The sequence below is a fragment of the Deinococcus sp. Leaf326 genome, from assembly GCF_001424185.1.
Classification (GTDB): domain Bacteria; phylum Deinococcota; class Deinococci; order Deinococcales; family Deinococcaceae; genus Deinococcus.
On the sequence record NZ_LMOM01000016.1, the window covers coordinates 23,767 to 39,851 of the forward strand.

The following is a 16,085-nucleotide window of genomic DNA, read 5'->3' on the forward strand; positions in this document are numbered from 1 at the left end:
CTACTCCTCGACCAGTTCTTCGGTGCGCAGCTTCTCGCGCACGAACGCGGTGCGGGGCACGTCCACTGCCTTCTTCCCGATGACCTTCCGGTTCTCGGGGTCCACGAACTCGCCACCGAAGGCCGCGATGGTGTCGTTCACGCGCACCGAGATGGTCTTTTCCTTGGGTGCTTCGGCCTTTTTGCTCTCGCTTTCGGTGGTGCTGGTGGAGGCCGTCAGCTCGGTGAGGCGGCTCGTGAAGGCGTCGAGGTTGCCCGAGCCGTCCTTCTTCGCCAGAGTCAGCAGCTCGTCGAGTTCGGCCTGCTTCAGGCTGTCGGGCACGTCCTGACCGTTGGCGGTCTTGATGTCCTTGATCGTGTCGGCTTTTGCCATGTGCGTGCTCCTTGACCGGGCCGCTTAGGGCCCGGTCGGGGGTGGTACCAGGGGTGGCCGGAGCCGGGGGCTTACGAGTGGCTCTTGGTCCGGAAGGCCTGGCCGTCGGGCTTTGCCCAGCCCACGACCTCGCTGATGGCGATGTTCTCGAACTGGCTCGTGATCAGGCGCTCGCTCTCCACCAGCTCGCTGCCGTTCTCGTAGAACTCTTCCAGGCCGTTCGCCTGGTCAATGGCGAGCAGCTTCTTGCTGCCCTGGAGCGCACTGTCCGCGAGCGCCAGTTTCGGCGCCATGCCGAGGATGTTGGGCCAGCGGCCGGTGTCCCGGAAGTCCGCGCCCGCAGCGGTCGCCGCCGCGCCCGTGAACACGTCCAGGTTCAGGATGGCCGCGAGGTCGGCCGCGTCCGCCGTGATGATCCCGAACTGCACTCCGTTGACCAGGCCGTCCATCTGGAGGGCGATGATGTCCTGAAGCGTGAAGCTCGCGCCGGCGGCCGCCGTGCTGGCCGGGGCAGGGTTGCTGTTGCCGTCGCCGTTGAGCGCGGTGTTCAGGGCCTGCTTGGCCTTGCGGCGGTTCTGCGCGCGGCTGATCTTGGCGATGTACCGGCTCAGGATGGGCAGCTTCGCGCGGCGCACCGCGTCGTAGCTCATCTTCAGAACGCCGCCGTACTTCCCGGCATTCACGGCCTTCTCGCTGAGCTTGATGGTGTAGCTGGGCATCTCGCCCAGTTCGGCCACGCGCCCGAACTCCAGCTCCTTCTCCTGGCCCGCGTTGATCACGCCCGTGCGGTAAGCGTTGCCGTCAATGCCGATGCGCACGCTCACGAGGTCACTCGTCTGGAGCACGTTCACGGCGTCACGCTCGGCGTCGCGGTACTCGCGCGAGACGTATTCGGGGAACAGCACGCGGTTGTTCGGGTCGGACACGAAGGCGTCACCGGTCTGGGCGAACTCGCCCTTGGTGCGGATGCCGCCAGCGGCCAGCAGCTGCTGGAAGGCGTCCACCGATTCGCCCTGGCTGTTGCGGGCGTCAGGGCGGTACAGCTCCTCGGCGATGTCGCCCTTGCGGCCCAGTTCCGTGAGGTACTGGCTCAGGGTCATGCCCTCGCGCTTGGCGTCCTGGTAGAGGCCGAGTTCGAGGTTCTTCAGTTTTGCGATCTTGGTCATGGCACTCCCGAAATGCAGCCGGCCCGCGCACTGCGGGCCGGTGGAGAGGGTGAAGGGTGTGAGGCTGGCGCCTCAGCCCAGGTCAATGGCAGCGAGGTTGTTGGTGGTATCCACGCCGATCACGTCGCAGCCCCGGCCGGTCGCACTGACCTTCGCCTTGCCGGTGCCGTCCACGCCGATCTTCTGGTGGCCGAAGACGGCCGCACCGGTCCAGGGCACCACGATCACGCCGCGCTTGACGACCGCGCCGAGACCGTCGAACTCCTTGGTGCTGACCTTGCCGAGCAGAGCCGCGTCGGCCGTGCCGCGACCGGCGGTGCCCGCAGCGGTGGCGGTTACGGCGTCGCCGATCTGGGTGCCGTTGTCGAGCAGGTAGGTAATGGCCGTGTTGTGCTGGCCACCATAGTCAACAGTTCCGATACGCATGAAAACTCCTGTGATTCAAAGAGAGAGGGCGTGAGTCGCAGGTGGCTTACACCGCGTCGAAGTTGGGGGCGGTCTTCTTGGGGGGCGTCTCGGGGTCGTTGTCCTTGCTCATGCGGCCGTTGGGCACGTTCGCGTCCGCCTGGGCCTGAAGCCGCTGCACCTCGGCGCGGATGTCGGACAGCTCCAGGTTCCCGAACGCCTTCTTCGTGCGGTCGGCCGCTGCGCGCCCCGCCTCGTCGTTGCCGTTCACCGCGAGCGAGAGGCGGTGCAGGTCGCCCAGCAGGTCGTCGCGGTACTGGCGGCCGTCGCTGGCCTGCGCGGCCAGGGTGGTGAGCCGGGCAGGCGTGGCGTCCTTGGGCTCCAGGCCGAGCGCCGTCGCGTGGGCTTCGAGCTGGGTCTGGGCGCCGCGCTCGCGGGCATCGGCTACCTGCGCGTCGAGCAGGGCCTGGGCTTCAGTGGGGGTGGCGTCGATCTCTTTGACCGAGCCGTCGGGCAGCTTGAGGCGAAGTTTCAAGTTCTCCTCTCCTTTGTGTTCCGCCTGCGGCGGCTGAGGGGGCGTGCCCTCGCCAGCGGCGGGGGCCTTCTCGTACACGGCCTGCATGTCCTTGCTGGCCGCGAGCTGGAAGCGGGTTTGGGAAACGGGCCCGCCGATGGCGCTGGCACTGGCGGTGAGGAGGTTCGGACTGGCCGCGTCCCCGCCGACCTTCGTTCCGGGGTAAGCCCCGCGGTACACGAGGCTGCCCTCGCTGAACTGCACAGCGCCCGTGGTCCAGATGAAACACAGGCGCGTGGTGGTCGCCCCGGTCTCGGGGTCGGTCACGTCGTAGGTCTGCCCCGCGTAGTAGGGGCTGTCCCAGTACCGGCCTCCCGTGATCGAGCACAGCGCCTGGTCATACCAGTAGCCGATGCTCGCCTCGTTGATCACGCCGCCATCGATCAGGGCCATCAGGCGCTGACCCTCGGGGTCGTTCAGGACGTAGAACCACGTATCCAGCCACAGCTCCTGCTGCGGCTCGCCCAGAGGCGGGGTGGCCACGTAGTCGCCGTCCGTCACGGCCGCGAGGTAGAAGCTCCCGAGAGGCGTGTTGTCGGTGACATGGGCGCTCAGGACCGGCCCGCCCGCGTCGTTGATCTGGTCAGCCAGGAGGCGCAGGCCGCCGTCCGGCATCCGCGTGTAGTAGCTGGTGAGCTTGTTGCCGAACAGCCGCACGGGGCGGGCCAGCAGCTGCTCGGCAGTGAGGTCGGGTTTGCCCCGCTTGGCCTGGAGGGCGTTGATCTTCTCCAGGTGGCCGGCGGGAAGAGAAGCACTCGCCCCGGCCGCGAGGGTCAGGGCGAGCGTGAAAGCGGCGCGGTGCTGGGTCATGAGGGGGTCTCCTTGAGGCGCTGCACGAGCTGCCCGGCCGCGACCTTCACAGCCATCTCGTGCGCCATGAGGTCGCCGTCCCTGGCCGCCCGGTCGAAGAGGTCGCGCAGGGCGAGCAGTTCCTGGAAGAAGCCGGTCTGTCGGATGGGCGGAGTCAGACCCCGCATGTCCAGCACGTCGAGCAGGGCGCTCACGCCCCCGTAGAGGGTGCGGGTCTCATTCACCTGCCGCAACACGCGGCGCAGGTCCTCTTCGTTGACCCGCTGGGCGTCGCCGTAGTGTTCTCGCCACTGGGGCGCGAAGCGGGTGAACAGCTGCGGGAAGCAGTCCTTCAGCTCGGCGTGTGCCGCTTCGGCCGGGGCCAGGGGTTCCTGCTGGTCAGGCTGCTGGTCAGGTTGCATCATCGTTCTCCTTGGGAGCAGGGGTGCCGGTGCCCGGCGCCCACCAGGTCGGTGCCCGCTGGTCGTCGGCGGGGGCCACATCCCAGCGGGTCATGGCCTGGGGTGCCCAGGCGGGGCCGAACAGGCGGGCGAGGGCCTCGTCGGTCTGGGCGCGCAGCAGGGCGGCGCGGGCCTCGTCGAGAAGGAAGGGGCTGACGGGGGGCGTGAAGCGCACCCAGGCCTGAGCGGGGATGCCGCGCAGGCTGAGGTGGAGGTTCATGCCGAACTGGAGTTGCCGGGCGATGGTCTGCTGCATGGCGATGGCCTGGGCGTGGAGGATCGGAATGGTCACCTGCGCCAGGGCCTGCGTGGTGCTGTCCATCTCACCGCGCATGAAGGGGAGCGTCTTCAGGGCGCCCCAGACGCGCTTCTGATTCCCTTTCGTGATCTCCGGAGCGCCGCTCGCAGTCTGGGTGAGGGGCACCACCGTGATGTCGGTTTTGTCGGGCCCAATGTAGACCCCGCTCTCGCTGCCGCTCGTGATGGTGTCGGCAATCCCGGCGAAGAACTCGGCCACCGCGTCGGGGTAGCCGGGGTCCTCGGCACTCCTGAATCCCAGTTCCGCAGGCTGAGGCACCGGCACCTTGGCCTGCACGAGCGCGCTGCGGGCCATCAGGTTGATCACCCGCTGCTCGGACGCCAGCAACTGCCGCTTGCGGTCCAGCGAGAACAGCGAGGCCAGGAACAGCGGCAGGCCATAGGGCGACCGGCCCGCCGTGCGCGGCGCGGCGTAGAGGTAGGTGCGGGGGTTCAAGACCACCGCGTTCCCCGGCGCCGCCTGCTCGTGGATCAGGACCTGGGTGGCCGGGTCGCGCCGGATGCGGACCTCTTCGGCGACCACGACCGCGACCCCGGCCACGCCCCGACGGTTGCGCTCCGGGTACCACTCGCAGCTGCTTGCGCCGGCCAGGGCCAGCTCCCCCACCTGGTTGGCGATCAGGCCTTGCAGCCCGCCGCCCTCGGGAAACATGCGGGTGCCCCAGTCCTGCAATTCCAGCTCGGCCTGCTTCGCCGCGCGGGTGCCACCGCTGAAGTCCAGCGTGAAGCCCGCGCCGCACAGGGCCTGGAGATCGCCCAGGGAGCCGGATACGTCGTCGTCGCTCTCCGCGAGACCGCGCAGCACGCCGATGACGCGCCGCCGGCTGTCGTTGGGGTAGCCCGACAGGGTGTCCTCGAAGAAGGACAGGAGGCCGGTGAAGTCATTGGGGTCGCGGCTGACCCGGCTGTTCGGGTCGCGGGCGAGCTGCGCGCGCAGGCTGCGCACGGCGGCCTGCGCGACATTGCCCAGGGGGGCGGAGGTGCTGGGGGGCGGCTGGCCTCCGAAGAGGGCGCGGCGGACGGCTTGTAGGGGGTTCAACTGGTTTTCCTCCTCATCCCTCGGAAAGCGGCAGCGACCACGACGGCCTTGGCGGGCGCCTCTTCCTCTTCGCCCAGCATCAGCTCGGTCAGCGCCCACACCAGGGCGTCCATGCGGTCAGGCGATTTCTCGCCCGGCACCCACGTCGTCATCTGCCCTTCCAAGTCTGGGAACACCCCGACGTGGTGTACGCGGTTCTGCTCGTACAGAGCGCTGACCGGTTCGGCGCGGGTGTGCTTGCCCCGGCTCGCCCAGACCGGCGAGACGTTCACGTTCGGGTTGACGGTGCGGACGGTGGTGGCCACCATGTCGCCGCCGTTGTTCTTCTCAGGCACGATGGCGTCGGCCTTGTGGTAGGTGTAGGCGTCCACGGCGGTCGTGGCCCACTCGATGGGGCTGAAGTTGCCGGAGAGGTCGCCCAGGACGTAAGCGTGTCCCTCGGCGTCCTTGCCGGCCACGACGATGCCGCTCTCGGCGTTGTCGCCGCTCTGGCTGGCCTGCGGATCGATGGCGACCACGATGCGCACGAGGTCAGGCAGGTCCTCGAACTTCAGGCGGAAGCCTTCGCGGTTGAACATCGCGTACTTCCACAGTGCGCCGGGCGTGTCATCCAAGAGCTCGCCGTTCAGCTCCTGCCGACCCAGGCGGGTGCCCTCATATTTGGCGATGACGTTGCGCTGGAAGGTCTTAGACAGGTTGCCGATGTTCTCGTAGGTGCCGCCCTTGGTCAGGGCCGTGGTCGCTTCCTTCAGCAGCTCCCGCACCAGCCGCACGGGGCGCGGCGTGCCGGTCAGGACCACGCGCGGATCGTCACCGAGGCGCAGGCCGAACAGCAGGTTCGACCAGGTGGTGTCCTCGGCCGTGCCCTGGTCGGCATCGTCCCAGGTGGCCGGCTCATCGCCCCAGGCACCGTGGTGCTGGGGGCCGCGCAGCTTGCGGGGCGTCTCGCTCGAGTAGCACTTGAACCGCGCGCCGTTCCTCAGAAACAGCTCGCCCAGGCTGCGGTTCCAGGCCGTGTCCACGCTGCCGCCGCGCAGCTCGCTCTCATCGAGTACGGAGAGGAGACCCGACTCCCCCTCGACCATCGTGTCGCGGGCGTCGGCGAAGGTCTGGGCGACGAGCGCGAAGCGGCCGCGCGGGGTCTCTCGCGCCCACTGGGCGATGGACTCGGCCCCCGTGCGGGTCTTGCCGAAGCCGCGCCCGGCCAGGATGAGCCAGACGAACCAGTCGCCGAGTGGGGGGAGCTGGTTCGGGCGTGCCATGCTCAGCCAGCGTTGGCGGGCACTGGGGCCGCTGGCACGCTGGCGGGGCGGGGGCAGATGGCGGGTGAACGCCTTCATGCGGCGTTCGATCTTGGCGAGCATGGCGATAGGCGTTCACCTCCTGGAGGTCAGTTCACGGCGCGGGGTTGCTCGGCGGTGGCCGGTGGCTGGTCGGGGTCGCTGTCGCGCAGGCGGGCGGCCAGCATGTCGCGCGTCATGGCGATCTCGGCCAGCGACTGAATGGCGCCCGTCACCGCCTGGATGGTTTCGGGGCTGCTGCTCTGTGCACCGAGGATCAGCGCGCGCAGTTTCTGGGTGGCAGCACTGAGGGTTTCGTCGACTTCATCGGCCCAGCCACGGTTCCCGAGTTCGCGGTGTGCGTCTGCGAAAAGACGCGAAAGTTCCCGGTCTGTTTTGAGGGCGGCGCGCCAGTTCTGGAGCGTCCTGAGCGTGATTCCGTGGTCTTCGCAAACTTTCGCGTCGGTGGAGTAGGCCGCTTCTGCCAGCGCACGGGCGGCCTTGGTATTGTCCCGCTTCATCTTGTTCCTCACCTCCTTTTTGCTTGTGCTTGTGCCTGGGCTTTGGGTGGTGATGGTTGGATGTCTGTGGTTCTAGAACAGAAGCCTCTACAGACACGCCATACGCTGCAGGATGGCGACCTTTGAAGAAGCAGTAATGGCCCAGCGCACGCACATTCGAATGGCCAATGAAATTGATCGGCTCATTGACCTCCTGGAAGATGAGCCCTTATGGCAGGCCAGAAACTCTCTCCCCGCAGAAGCGCAAGCCCACATCGGGAACGTGGCTGAGCAGATCGAAATACTCAGGACTCTCACCACTCAGGCCAAAGCTTTATACGCAAGCTTTGAAGCCACCAAAACCGAATACCTCCTCAAACGCGATCAAGGGACACCCACCCGCGAAGAGTTCCCTGGGTTTCAAAAGATCGTTGACGGCGCCTTGGCGACCTCCGTGCCCTTTAACCTTCTTCAGCCCAACCTTCGCAATGTAGTCAACGTGTTCCGTAGGGCACGCGGAGCACTCCCGCTTGACGGTTCAGAACACACTTCAAATTGAGATCCAATAGAAAACTCCGGCTGTATGAGACACGCCCCTCCAGTCGAGTCCGCTGCTGTAAATCAAAGACCAGGTTCGTGGTGGTGTCGTACGTACGGATCTCGGTGGGGGTGACGGATGCTCATGGGGGTCTTGAGGTATGAAAAAGCCTCCACGCTCAGGCAGGGCCAGAGAGCGCGGGTGAGCCGTTCCAGTCTCATCAGCAGCTCAGAGCCTTTACCTTACGTTCAGCTAACCCGATCAACGCCCCACGAATAGAACAGCACTCTCCCCATCTGCACCTCACAGCGCATGAGCCCTCAAAAGCCTACGGTCAGAGGATGTATGAACAACAGCTCGGAACCTTCATTCACTTCCACGAAGGCACCGCCACCGTAACTCCTGATCTTCTCTCCACCGCCGACCGAGACCTCCTCTACGAGGCCCACCAGGCAGGGGCCTTCGTCCAGGCACAAACCAACATGGGCTCTGGCTACACTGTGATCGGCATTGTCGACGTTCCCTCCAATCCTGACCCTGCTGGCCAGAAAGCGCAGGCCTTCGTACTGATCTACAGCGGCGAGGCGGAAGTTCCTCTCCCTGAAGTGCAAACGTGAACGACTTCAGACTCGAAGCCTCCGTCCGATTCGATGCCCACGAGCGGGCCAGCACCAATGCCACCTTCTCAGAAGCCGACTTGACTACATTGCAGTTGGCCTATGCGAGCGGTAGGGAAATCACCGCCCGGACGAATCTAGGTCCGGGCTATGCGTACATCGGCCTTCAGAACGCCCAGGCGATCTTCCCGCCAGACGGTCGGTGCCGACATACCTTCACGCTGGTCTACAACGGCGAGATTGAGGCAGTGTGATCTGACGCAATCCCCCGGTGTTGATCCCGGTCGACGTGGTTCTGGAAACCTCGCCGTTCCCTGAAACGGTGTCATCAGCCGGTCGTAGGGTATTCTCGGGGATGACCCTTACTGTGCCAAAGCTCGAAAGCCGTATTCGATTCATTGGCATCACTGCCCTCCTGACCAGTAGTAACCTGCTCGGCCGGGATGTTCAGTTGCTGCGCGCTGCCCACACCGCCGGCAGCGGCCTACAGGGTCTGACCAACCTTGGGCTGGGTTACGGCGACTTGACAGTGAAGAGTATGGATACTGTCACCACAAAAGGCAGGATCATCCAGACCTTCACCATGACGTACAACGGCGAGGCGTAGGAGCCAGTTGCACGTCAGAGGCGAGTAGGGCATGTCGTTGCGGTACGCCATGAAAAAGCCTCCACCCGGAGGCGGAGGCAAAAGTCATCCCCGAAGGGAATCAATGGGGAACTCCAAAAATAGGAAGTGACCTGGGAGTACATTTCCTGACCCTTTTAGGCTATCAGAGCGCCAGATTGGTATCAACTACGCGGCACTGACAGTACACCTCCTGAAGCGCCTCTCGCAGATCCCCACTCCGGTGGCTCGCCATCTGCATTCCTCCCGAGGCGGCGTGCGGCGCGAACACGTCCCCCAGTCGGCTGCTGGTGACGTACCCGTGCCAGCTCAGGGCGAGGTTGGGATGCGCGGCCGAGGCGCAGGCGAGGTCGAACAGGGCGTCGAGATCGTCCGGCGCGCTACTCCCCCGCAGCTTGTCGCGCAGGCGGCGCGCACGGGCGGCGCGGTCGTAGCCCCACACGGCCAGCAGCGCCTCGTAGTCAGCCCGGTACAGCTCCAAGCGGCAGGGGTCGCCATAGGCGCTGGGCGGCACCTGCACCACGAGGTAGCTGGGTCCGGTCGGGCGGCCGGTCGTGGGCTCCCCACCAGGGGCCAGGGTGCTGTCCGAGTCCTTGACCGGCAGGGGCGTCCAGTCCCGCTCGCCCTGATGCACGGCCCACAGGGCATGGGCGAGGGCGTTGCTGCGCACGCGGTCGAGGTCGCGCTGCTGCTGCTCGCTGCGCAGCTGGGCGCGGCGGGGGTTGGTCTTCGCGCCGTGGGCCTGCAAGATTTCGCGCTGGTACTGGGCCTGGGGCTGTTTGCGGTTGCGCTGGCGGGTCTCGCGGATAGCGGCGGGGATGTCCCACTCGTGCTGGGCTTGCATCTCGCAGACCCAGAGGTAGGCGCGGTGGTAGGCGGCGCGCAGGTGGGACTTCTGTTCGGCGCGGGCGTACCACATGAGGCGCACCAGGCGGCGGCGGGTGCGGCGTAGGCCGGCTTCGGTGGGGTTGACCCATTGGGCATGGGCGAGGCGCTCGGCTTCGTCGCTGCTGGGCAGCCGTGGCGCGCGGCGCTGGGGTTTGGTGCTCTTGCTCGTGCTCATGCGGCGGGATGCCTCCGGGGGGCGGGTCGGGCTCAAGGTCACAGACGGCACCGGGCGGCGATCAGGGACAGGCGAGGGATTTCCAGGGTCCGCTCGTCACCCGTGCGGGGGTTGCGGACGATGACCTCGGTGAAGCCCTGTTTGGCCTGGGTCATGAAGGTGGCGTTGATCTGGAGGGACTCGCGCAGGGTGTCGGCGGGATCGGCGTAGTTGCCTTCGGTGGTCATCTGGCTGAGGGCGCCGAAGCTGCCGTCGTCGAACATGAACAGGACAGTGGTCATCCGCGTCTCCTGCTGGCTTGATTGCGGGTGGGGCGGCGGCAGGGCAGCGCAGCGTGGCGAGCGCGCAGGCAAGCGCGGGTCATGGGAACCTCCGGAAATTGCACTCCAGACAGACGAGGCGATCCGGTCGACACCCCGGGCGGTGCTGGCCTCCTGCACAGGGCGGCTTCCAGAACCCACCGCGCGGGACGACCTCATACGGCTCGCGCCAGAAGATCAGGACGCCCTCTTGCACGAGGCGGCGCAGGGTCTCCTGCTGCTCCGCACTGGCCGAGGCCACGCACTGACCGGGCGGTATGGCCCGCACGGCACGCTCGTACTCGGCCGAGTCATAGGGGCGCACGTGGGCGCACGGGTCATAGGTCTGCGACTGGGGCAGAACGGGTGCTGCTCCTTTGCGTGGACTCACAGCACGCCCCGCTGGCCCTGATCGAGCGCGTGTTCGTCCCCAGGGTTGGGCAGGACGCCCTGGTGCTCCCCGATGGGCAGGCGGGGCAGGGGGCGGCTACCGGTGAGGGTGTGCAGGGTCAGGCTCAGGTCGGACAGGTCCAGGGTGGCGAGCTGCCCGGACTTCCAGGCCAGCGTGTCCAGGTACACGGCCTGGGTGCCGTCCGCGAAGGTCATCAGGACAGGCAGGTCGGCGCGGTCGCTCCGGATGGTCCGCGTGGGCGTGTGGCCGTGTACCGCCAGGCGGCAGCCGTCGGGCAGGGAGGTGCGCTCGTCATCGGGGCGCATCCACAGGTGGGCGGGGTGGGCACCTGCGCCCCAGTTCCCGCTGTTCGGCACGTGCGGCGCGGCGTGGCTCAGGTACACGTGCCCATGCTTGTGCCAGTGCGCACAGGTGTCTTCCAACCATGCGGCGGCTTCTCGTGCGGCCTTCATGGTCTTGAACTGGGTCACCGTCATCGGGTCGTGGAGCTGCGTGCCGGCGAGCAAGGCGTGCATGAACATGTGGTCGTGGTTGCCCAGCAGCAGGGTCGCCCGGCCCCACTCCACCTGTTGCTGCAGCCGCGCGATCACGCCCGGCGCGTCCGGCCCCCGGTCCAGGTAGTCGCCCAGGAAGAGCAGCTGGCGGCCGGGGTAGGCAGCGAGCAGGACATCGAGCAGGTCGGAGCGGCCGTGCAAGTCGGGGACGACGATGGGGGCAGGTGCCTCAGTCATATATTCACCTGTAAATGAAATGGGTCTTGCTCCTGCTGCGGCTCTCCGCTTCCGGTGGTGTGGATGGCACGCCGCAAGAGGCCAGACAGGCGCTGCGCCTCCGCAATCAGGCCCCGCGCCTCATCCGCATCCCGAATGATCTGAGGGGACAGACCACAGGCCCGCAACTCGCCGTGGCACTTCACCTGTGAGGGCCGCAGCTCGCCCGTCTCTGTCTTGACCTCAATCAGCGCCGCTAAGGCCAGCGGTGACCCCGGCAACCGGCACAGCATCGTCAGGTCCGGGAAGCCGTTGGGCAGATGCCCCTTCCTCAGCCCGCGCTGCCCACGCGCCACCATCCCTGCCTCGGTCTTCAGCGCGTACCACCCTGCCCGCAGGAACAGCTCCCGAATGCTGTCCTCGATCTCCCGCTCCGTCTCTGGGCGCAGGTGCGGCGCAAGGCGACTCACCCCTGCCCCCAGGTGCGGCAGCCCTCGCCCGGATCACGCAGGCCGAGGTGGTAGGCGTAGCAGCCCCGCTCATCCCTCAGAAAAATGAACCCGTACTCGGCCCGCAAAGAGGCTGCGTGCGCCCGAGCGCGCTCCGGATCGTCGAGGAACGCCAGCGGCCGGACCACTTCGGCCTCCCGACGCTTGCGCTTCTGGCGCTGCTCGCGGGCCTGACGGACCTTCACCCCTCCCCGGCTCACCTCTCCCCTCCCCCGACGGTCTTCCCCAGGAAGGCGCGGCACCCGGCGTCCGGCGCGGTCAGCAGGAGACGCTTACGGCTGGCACTCTGGACGATCCCGCCCCACATGCCCGGCCGGGTGATCGACTGGCAGGGGCGGAAGTCCAGGTACTCGGTGGCCTCCCCTTTCGCCGGCGGCGCGGCTTTCTTCCACAGCGCGCAGTCCTGGCAGGCGTTCACGAGGTGCTCCGGATCGCCGTGAGGATGTGGCCACGCGGCACAGCGCCCCAGGTCGAGATGGCGGCCACGCCCTGGCGCTGGGCCTGGAGCACCCCGGCACGTTCGAGGCGGCGGCAGTCGTAGACGCGCTGCTGCGCGGAGCAGGTGCAGAGGGCGTCAGCGCCGCGGGCAACACCGCAGTACCCGCAGATCAGCGAGGCGGCGGGGGGCGGAGTATTCATGCTAAACCTCTTTTGTATACATGTATGGATACATGCCTACCTGAATGCGTACGGGTAGGTAACGGTGTACTCTTGTAAGCATGTCTGCAATGACGAATTTCCGAGTGGCCGTGGTCGGGCGCAAGGGCGGCGTGGGAAAGACCAGCAGCGCGATCCACCTCGCAGCCCACCTCGCCTACTCCGGTCGGCGCACCCTGCTCGTGGACGGCGACGACCGGGGCTACGCCACCACCTGGGCACGTGGCGGCACCATGCCCTTCGACGTGGACGGCGTGGGCGGCCTGATGGCGGTCAGCCAGTACGACGCGGCCGTGATCGACTCCCAGGCTGACCCCAGTGAGCAGGAGATCAGCACCCTGGGTCGCCACAGCAGCGTGCTCGTGCTGCCGGCCATTCCCGAGGCGCAGGCCGTCAGTGGCCTGATGCAAACCGTGGGCGTCCTTGACGGCGCGGGTGTGCCGCGCGAGCGCATCGCCGTGCTGCTGACGATGGACACCCGGCAGGGTCCGGCCACGGCCGAGGCCCGCGAGGCGCTGGAGGGCGCCGGCCTGCGCGTCCTGAAGCAAAGCATCCGCGACACCGTCGCCTTCCGCCACGCCTCGGGGCAGTCCACCCTGGTCCACCGTGTAGGCAATACCGGGGGCAAGATGGCCTGGCTCGACTACGAAGCCGCCCTGAAGGAACTGCTGAGCATTGGAGGTGCCCAGTGAGCAAGCCCAACAAGTTCGCCGCTCTGACGAGCCTGACGACCAGCCCGGTCGCTGCCCCTGAAGTCGCCCAGGTCCCGGAACCGGTCGCCGCCCCTGAACCGGTGGACACGCCTGCACCTGCATCCATCCCGCTGGGCACTGCACCGGAACTGACCCGGATGCTCGCCGGCCGAGTCCCTGACAGCATCTTCGACGAGTTTCAGGATCAGAAGCGCGGCGTCGGCCGGGCGATGGGCGTGCGCCGCTCCATAACGAATGAAGAGGGCCTCGAAGCGTTCGTGCGGATGCTCCGGCAGCCGGCAATGATGCAGGCCTGGCAGATGCAGCTGGCACAGGTGCGGCAGGAACGCCGGGACTGAGCCGGTAGGGAAGAGGGGTCACCTGCGCTGCCGGGCGTGGGCGGCCCCTCTTCGCAGTGCCCGGTGGACGTGCGCGGCCTGCTCGCGCGCGTGCCGGGGGTAGAGGTGCCGGAGGAGTACCCACAGCTTCACGACCCGAAGAAGGCATCGAGGAACACGCGGGCCTCGGGGTTCAGGAAGCGGCGCGGCGTGTCCGCGAGCACCTGCACGTAAGTCGCCAGTGCTTTTGCCTGGGCGGGCGAGACGGCGAGCACCGTCAGGGTCAGCTCGTCACCCACACGCTCTGGGGCGAGCTGCGAGGCGAGGCCCTCACGCACGGCTGCGTCCTGCTCCAGCAGCCGCTCGTCGGTGAGGTCGGTGGGCAGGTCCGCACAGGCCGTCACCAGGGGCAGGTCCAGGGCGCGGCGGGTCATGCCGGCGCCTGCCGGTAGTGCTCACGCAGAAGGGCCGCGACGGCGGCGCGGTGGTTCGGGGGCAGCGCGGCGAGTTGACCTTCCCACCACGCGCGCAGTTCGGCACTCAGTTCTCGCATGGTTCTATGCTGCCGAACTCATCATCTACTCATGTGACCATCTATAAGGGGACTACAGACGCTAAAGCCTTCTTATCGTAATCAGGGCCTAGAGGAATTGAGCGTTTATGCTGGGCTCTATGGCAACAGACGCCTCCGCCACTCAGACACTCGATTCAGAAGAAGCAAACATCTCCTCGAATACTCAGATCCAAGCACTTAAGCATCAGATTGAACAGCTTCAAGCGGCGTTGGATCAAGCAACTGCCCTCTTTCAGAAAAGTCCAGGCATAGCTTTTTTGCTGAACGCACATGGAAGAATCTTAGACTTGAATATGCAGGCAGTTTATCTTCTCCAGGCTTCTCCTCAAGAACTGATCGGCCGCAATCTGAGTTTAATTTTGGAACCTTCTTCACAAGCTTCTTTCACCTTTATGTTAAAAAAAGTATTTAGAGAGGGTATTCAACAGACAAGTGAGATTCGTCTACTCACTTTACAGGGTCGTACATTGGAAATGACCGCACAAGCGTCTTTGCACTCTAAAGATGGTGAAGCATCATATTGTCATTTAGTCTTGACGGATATTACTCAATTTACTTCATCTCATCGCGTCCTGCTTGACCGTCAAGTCTCTCAAGAAAACCATATTCAAGAACAAGGTCTTAAAATTAGACAGATTCACGAAGAATTTGAAAATGCCCTTAGGCTGTCTGCCAAGGCTTTAGGAGATTCTTTTAGCCAAGTAAAAGATTCGTTTAGTCTTTCACACATACATCCAGAAGTACCAGACTACATAAAAGATACGGAAAATGCCTTTCAGAAAACTCAAAATCTGTTGGAGTCTCTCGAAACATATATAAAAATACGTTTCATCAATTTCCAAATGCGTAGCGTGAACTTGAATGATGTTCTCAAAAAGATAATTAGAGATTTAAAACCCCAGCTAGAAGATCGAGATGTCCAAATTACAGCTGATTCTCTCCCCATCTTACAGGGTGACAATCAAGTGTTTTATATTATTCTAAATGAATACATTACAAATGCTCTAAAATTTACTCGGATACGCCAAACTACTCGAATTCATATCCTTGTCAAAGAAATGGAAACGGAATATTTCATTGGCGTAGAGGACAACGGCATAGGCTTCAGTCAGCGGCATAAAAATAAAATTTTCCAACTATTCGGCAGGATACATTCAGAACCACTTTATGAAGGAACAGGTCTAGGTCTTGCAGTCGTTCGCCGGCTCTGTGAAAGATTTAAAGGCAGAGCATGGGGCGAAGGTAAAATAGATGAAGGATCGACCTTCTGGTTTGCTTGGCCTAAATCGTCAACGAAGAGTGGTAATACTCGTATATGAACTATTAATATAAATACACCGCCTGGAGCAGTCTTCTGCTACGTTTAAATCAGATCGTTATTACTTATGGTGCAGATAACATAGATCAGATAGAATCTTTCAAATCCCATCCTGAGCATAGGACAGGTCGGCGAACATCACGAACTGGCTGTTGTAGCTCACCTTCACCGTCCCCACCGGCCCATTGCGCTGCTTCCCGATGATGATCTCCGCGACCCCCTGGTCGGCCGTATTCGGGTCGTAGTACTCATCGCGGTAGATGAACATCACGGTGTCCGCATCCTGCTCCACCGCGCCCGACTCACGCAGATCCGACAGCACGGGGCGGTGGTTCGGGCGCTGTTCGACCGCCCGCGAGAGCTGCGAGAGCACCACGATGGGAATGTTCAGCTCACGCGCCAGCTTCTTCAGGTTCCGGCTGATGGCACTGACTTCCAGCGTCCGGTTCATCCCCAATCGCCCGCTCGTGCTATCGGCCTCCACCAACTGCAGGTAGTCCAGGAACAGCACGTCGCACTTCCCCGCCGCGTGAAGCCGCCAGGCACGCCGGGCAATCCCCGTGCCGGTCTGATCACTGCTGTCGAAGTACTCGATGGGCAGTGCCGCGAGCGCTGGTGCCGCCTTGGCCAGGCTGCGAGGCGAGGCCCTCGCGCACGGCAGCGTCCTGCTCCAGCAGCCGCTCATCGGTGAGGTCGGTGGGCAGGGCGGCACAGGCCGTCATCAGGGGCAGGTCCAGGGCACGGCGGGTCATGCTGGCGCTTGGTCGCGGTAGTGCTCGCGCAGGAGGGCCGCGCCGCCGTCGCGGCGGGTCGGGTCGGGGAGAGCGCG

Annotated in this window: 27 protein-coding genes; 7 read left to right on the top strand and 20 right to left on the bottom strand. The window is 64.9% G+C overall.

Going from position 1 to position 16,085, the window contains the following annotated elements; genetic code table 11:
- The 8 genes from ASF71_RS05985 to ASF71_RS06020 form a co-directional block, all read right to left on the bottom strand.
- Positions 1-372 carry a hypothetical protein gene (locus ASF71_RS05985; protein WP_056296583.1) on the bottom strand — a complete coding sequence of 124 codons (372 nt, stop codon included), beginning with the start codon at positions 370-372 and terminating at the stop codon, positions 1-3.
- 71 nt (positions 373-443) lie between these two features.
- Positions 444-1,538, bottom strand: a complete 1,095-nt coding sequence (locus tag ASF71_RS05990; RefSeq protein ID WP_056296587.1) for a hypothetical protein — start codon at positions 1,536-1,538, stop codon at positions 444-446.
- Positions 1,539-1,610: 72 nt separating this feature from the next.
- Complete coding sequence (locus tag ASF71_RS05995; protein ID WP_056296589.1) at positions 1,611-1,964, bottom strand: hypothetical protein; 354 nt, start codon at positions 1,962-1,964, stop codon at positions 1,611-1,613.
- Between the two features lie 46 nt (positions 1,965-2,010).
- Positions 2,011-3,327 (bottom strand): hypothetical protein, encoded by a 1,317-nt coding sequence (locus ASF71_RS06000; RefSeq protein ID WP_056296593.1) that lies wholly within the window; start codon positions 3,325-3,327, stop codon positions 2,011-2,013.
- Positions 3,324-3,731, bottom strand: coding sequence for a hypothetical protein (locus tag ASF71_RS06005; protein ID WP_156372638.1), 408 nt, complete (start codon positions 3,729-3,731; stop codon positions 3,324-3,326). Before ASF71_RS06005 ends, ASF71_RS06000 begins: the two co-directional genes overlap by 4 nt.
- Positions 3,718-5,124, bottom strand: coding sequence for a hypothetical protein (locus tag ASF71_RS06010; protein WP_056296600.1), 1,407 nt, complete (start codon positions 5,122-5,124; stop codon positions 3,718-3,720). The genes ASF71_RS06005 and ASF71_RS06010 overlap by 14 nt, the downstream gene beginning before the upstream one ends.
- Entirely contained in the window at positions 5,121-6,488 is a 1,368-nt protein-coding gene (locus tag ASF71_RS06015; protein WP_200939667.1) for a terminase large subunit domain-containing protein, read from the bottom strand. Before ASF71_RS06015 ends, ASF71_RS06010 begins: the two co-directional genes overlap by 4 nt.
- A 26-nt stretch (positions 6,489-6,514) precedes the next feature.
- On the bottom strand, positions 6,515-6,925 hold the full coding sequence (locus tag ASF71_RS06020) for a hypothetical protein (RefSeq protein WP_056296605.1): 411 nt from the start codon (positions 6,923-6,925) through the stop codon (positions 6,515-6,517).
- A gap of 112 nt (positions 6,926-7,037) precedes the next feature.
- On the opposite strand from ASF71_RS06020, the gene ASF71_RS06025 reads away from it, so the two are divergent.
- From ASF71_RS06025 to ASF71_RS06040, 4 genes are all read left to right on the top strand, one after another.
- Positions 7,038-7,463, top strand: a complete 426-nt coding sequence (locus ASF71_RS06025) for a hypothetical protein (protein ID WP_156372639.1) — start codon at positions 7,038-7,040, stop codon at positions 7,461-7,463.
- Between the two features lie 320 nt (positions 7,464-7,783).
- Positions 7,784-8,059 carry a hypothetical protein gene (locus tag ASF71_RS06030; protein WP_056296611.1) on the top strand — a complete coding sequence of 92 codons (276 nt, stop codon included), beginning with the start codon at positions 7,784-7,786 and terminating at the stop codon, positions 8,057-8,059.
- Positions 8,056-8,313, top strand: coding sequence for a hypothetical protein (locus ASF71_RS06035; RefSeq protein ID WP_056296617.1), 258 nt, complete (start codon positions 8,056-8,058; stop codon positions 8,311-8,313). Before ASF71_RS06030 ends, ASF71_RS06035 begins: the two co-directional genes overlap by 4 nt.
- Before the next feature lie 101 nt (positions 8,314-8,414).
- Complete coding sequence (locus ASF71_RS06040) at positions 8,415-8,666, top strand: hypothetical protein (RefSeq protein ID WP_156372640.1); 252 nt, start codon at positions 8,415-8,417, stop codon at positions 8,664-8,666.
- A 163-nt stretch (positions 8,667-8,829) separates the two neighbouring features.
- On the opposite strand, the gene ASF71_RS06045 is transcribed toward ASF71_RS06040, so the two are convergent.
- The 8 genes from ASF71_RS06045 to ASF71_RS06075 all read right to left on the bottom strand — a co-directional run bounded on the left by ASF71_RS06045 (position 8,830) and on the right by ASF71_RS06075 (position 12,316).
- Complete coding sequence (locus ASF71_RS06045) at positions 8,830-9,747, bottom strand: hypothetical protein (RefSeq protein ID WP_056296624.1); 918 nt, start codon at positions 9,745-9,747, stop codon at positions 8,830-8,832.
- Positions 9,748-9,785: 38 nt separating this feature from the next.
- Positions 9,786-10,028, bottom strand: coding sequence for a hypothetical protein (locus tag ASF71_RS06050; protein WP_056296626.1), 243 nt, complete (start codon positions 10,026-10,028; stop codon positions 9,786-9,788).
- 79 nt (positions 10,029-10,107) lie between these two features.
- Complete coding sequence (locus ASF71_RS23520) at positions 10,108-10,437, bottom strand: hypothetical protein (protein WP_156372641.1); 330 nt, start codon at positions 10,435-10,437, stop codon at positions 10,108-10,110.
- Positions 10,434-11,189: a metallophosphoesterase gene (locus ASF71_RS06055; RefSeq protein ID WP_056296629.1), complete on the bottom strand. Its 756-nt coding sequence runs from the start codon at positions 11,187-11,189 to the stop codon at positions 10,434-10,436. The genes ASF71_RS23520 and ASF71_RS06055 overlap by 4 nt, the downstream gene beginning before the upstream one ends.
- The gene (locus ASF71_RS06060) at positions 11,186-11,638 is read right to left on the bottom strand and encodes a VRR-NUC domain-containing protein (RefSeq protein WP_056296631.1); all 453 of its coding nucleotides are present in this window, start codon (positions 11,636-11,638) and stop codon (positions 11,186-11,188) included. The genes ASF71_RS06055 and ASF71_RS06060 overlap by 4 nt, the downstream gene beginning before the upstream one ends.
- Complete coding sequence (locus ASF71_RS06065; RefSeq protein WP_156372642.1) at positions 11,635-11,877, bottom strand: hypothetical protein; 243 nt, start codon at positions 11,875-11,877, stop codon at positions 11,635-11,637. The genes ASF71_RS06060 and ASF71_RS06065 overlap by 4 nt, the downstream gene beginning before the upstream one ends.
- Entirely contained in the window at positions 11,874-12,095 is a 222-nt protein-coding gene (locus ASF71_RS06070; RefSeq protein ID WP_056296635.1) for a hypothetical protein, read from the bottom strand. Before ASF71_RS06070 ends, ASF71_RS06065 begins: the two co-directional genes overlap by 4 nt.
- Complete coding sequence (locus ASF71_RS06075) at positions 12,092-12,316, bottom strand: hypothetical protein (protein WP_056296638.1); 225 nt, start codon at positions 12,314-12,316, stop codon at positions 12,092-12,094. Before ASF71_RS06075 ends, ASF71_RS06070 begins: the two co-directional genes overlap by 4 nt.
- An 80-nt stretch (positions 12,317-12,396) precedes the next feature.
- Here ASF71_RS06075 and ASF71_RS06080 point away from each other — a divergent pair, with 80 nt between their 5' ends.
- Positions 12,397-13,026 carry a ParA family protein gene (locus tag ASF71_RS06080; protein WP_082505617.1) on the top strand — a complete coding sequence of 210 codons (630 nt, stop codon included), beginning with the start codon at positions 12,397-12,399 and terminating at the stop codon, positions 13,024-13,026.
- Positions 13,023-13,385: a hypothetical protein gene (locus tag ASF71_RS06085; protein WP_056296643.1), complete on the top strand. Its 363-nt coding sequence runs from the start codon at positions 13,023-13,025 to the stop codon at positions 13,383-13,385. The genes ASF71_RS06080 and ASF71_RS06085 overlap by 4 nt, the downstream gene beginning before the upstream one ends.
- Before the next feature lie 128 nt (positions 13,386-13,513).
- Here ASF71_RS06085 and ASF71_RS06090 read toward each other — a convergent pair whose 3' ends face one another.
- Complete coding sequence (locus tag ASF71_RS06090) at positions 13,514-13,798, bottom strand: hypothetical protein (RefSeq protein ID WP_056296646.1); 285 nt, start codon at positions 13,796-13,798, stop codon at positions 13,514-13,516.
- Complete coding sequence (locus tag ASF71_RS25530) at positions 13,795-13,917, bottom strand: hypothetical protein (RefSeq protein WP_255354714.1); 123 nt, start codon at positions 13,915-13,917, stop codon at positions 13,795-13,797. The genes ASF71_RS06090 and ASF71_RS25530 overlap by 4 nt, the downstream gene beginning before the upstream one ends.
- A 119-nt stretch (positions 13,918-14,036) precedes the next feature.
- Here ASF71_RS25530 and ASF71_RS22365 point away from each other — a divergent pair, with 119 nt between their 5' ends.
- Complete coding sequence (locus ASF71_RS22365; RefSeq protein WP_162243087.1) at positions 14,037-15,257, top strand: ATP-binding protein; 1,221 nt, start codon at positions 14,037-14,039, stop codon at positions 15,255-15,257.
- Between the two features lie 99 nt (positions 15,258-15,356).
- Here the strand turns inward: ASF71_RS22365 and ASF71_RS06095 are convergent, their stop codons facing one another.
- Together ASF71_RS06095 and ASF71_RS24935 are read right to left on the bottom strand one after the other, a co-directional pair.
- Positions 15,357-15,887, bottom strand: a complete 531-nt coding sequence (locus ASF71_RS06095; RefSeq protein ID WP_235514172.1) for a DnaB-like helicase C-terminal domain-containing protein — start codon at positions 15,885-15,887, stop codon at positions 15,357-15,359.
- Complete coding sequence (locus ASF71_RS24935) at positions 15,829-16,008, bottom strand: hypothetical protein (protein ID WP_056296652.1); 180 nt, start codon at positions 16,006-16,008, stop codon at positions 15,829-15,831. Before ASF71_RS24935 ends, ASF71_RS06095 begins: the two co-directional genes overlap by 59 nt.
- Between the last annotated feature and the right edge of the window lie 77 nt (positions 16,009-16,085).

What these genes read in the sequence shown, in the direction of transcription:
- ASF71_RS06080 (WP_082505617.1), top strand. Translation starts at nt 12,397, where the DNA reads ATGTCTGCAATGACGAATTTCCGAGTGGCCGTGGTCGGGCGCAAGGGC.
- ASF71_RS06005 (WP_156372638.1), bottom strand. Translation starts at nt 3,731, where the DNA reads ATGATGCAACCTGACCAGCAGCCTGACCAGCAGGAACCCCTGGCCCCG.
- ASF71_RS06090 (WP_056296646.1), bottom strand. Translation starts at nt 13,798, where the DNA reads ATGACCCGCCGCGCCCTGGACCTGCCCCTGGTGACGGCCTGTGCGGAC.
- ASF71_RS05990 (WP_056296587.1), bottom strand. Translation starts at nt 1,538, where the DNA reads ATGACCAAGATCGCAAAACTGAAGAACCTCGAACTCGGCCTCTACCAG.
- ASF71_RS24935 (WP_056296652.1), bottom strand. Translation starts at nt 16,008, where the DNA reads ATGACCCGCCGTGCCCTGGACCTGCCCCTGATGACGGCCTGTGCCGCC.
- ASF71_RS06050 (WP_056296626.1), bottom strand. Translation starts at nt 10,028, where the DNA reads ATGACCACTGTCCTGTTCATGTTCGACGACGGCAGCTTCGGCGCCCTC.
- ASF71_RS06020 (WP_056296605.1), bottom strand. Translation starts at nt 6,925, where the DNA reads ATGAAGCGGGACAATACCAAGGCCGCCCGTGCGCTGGCAGAAGCGGCC.
- ASF71_RS06025 (WP_156372639.1), top strand. Translation starts at nt 7,038, where the DNA reads ATGGCGACCTTTGAAGAAGCAGTAATGGCCCAGCGCACGCACATTCGA.
- ASF71_RS06030 (WP_056296611.1), top strand. Translation starts at nt 7,784, where the DNA reads ATGTATGAACAACAGCTCGGAACCTTCATTCACTTCCACGAAGGCACC.
- ASF71_RS25530 (WP_255354714.1), bottom strand. Translation starts at nt 13,917, where the DNA reads ATGCGAGAACTGAGTGCCGAACTGCGCGCGTGGTGGGAAGGTCAACTC.
- ASF71_RS06075 (WP_056296638.1), bottom strand. Translation starts at nt 12,316, where the DNA reads ATGAATACTCCGCCCCCCGCCGCCTCGCTGATCTGCGGGTACTGCGGT.
- ASF71_RS06000 (WP_056296593.1), bottom strand. Translation starts at nt 3,327, where the DNA reads ATGACCCAGCACCGCGCCGCTTTCACGCTCGCCCTGACCCTCGCGGCC.
- ASF71_RS22365 (WP_162243087.1), top strand. Translation starts at nt 14,037, where the DNA reads ATGGCAACAGACGCCTCCGCCACTCAGACACTCGATTCAGAAGAAGCA.
- ASF71_RS06045 (WP_056296624.1), bottom strand. Translation starts at nt 9,747, where the DNA reads ATGAGCACGAGCAAGAGCACCAAACCCCAGCGCCGCGCGCCACGGCTG.
- ASF71_RS05985 (WP_056296583.1), bottom strand. Translation starts at nt 372, where the DNA reads ATGGCAAAAGCCGACACGATCAAGGACATCAAGACCGCCAACGGTCAG.
- ASF71_RS06055 (WP_056296629.1), bottom strand. Translation starts at nt 11,189, where the DNA reads ATGACTGAGGCACCTGCCCCCATCGTCGTCCCCGACTTGCACGGCCGC.
- ASF71_RS05995 (WP_056296589.1), bottom strand. Translation starts at nt 1,964, where the DNA reads ATGCGTATCGGAACTGTTGACTATGGTGGCCAGCACAACACGGCCATT.
- ASF71_RS06040 (WP_156372640.1), top strand. Translation starts at nt 8,415, where the DNA reads ATGACCCTTACTGTGCCAAAGCTCGAAAGCCGTATTCGATTCATTGGC.
- ASF71_RS06015 (WP_200939667.1), bottom strand. Translation starts at nt 6,488, where the DNA reads ATGCTCGCCAAGATCGAACGCCGCATGAAGGCGTTCACCCGCCATCTG.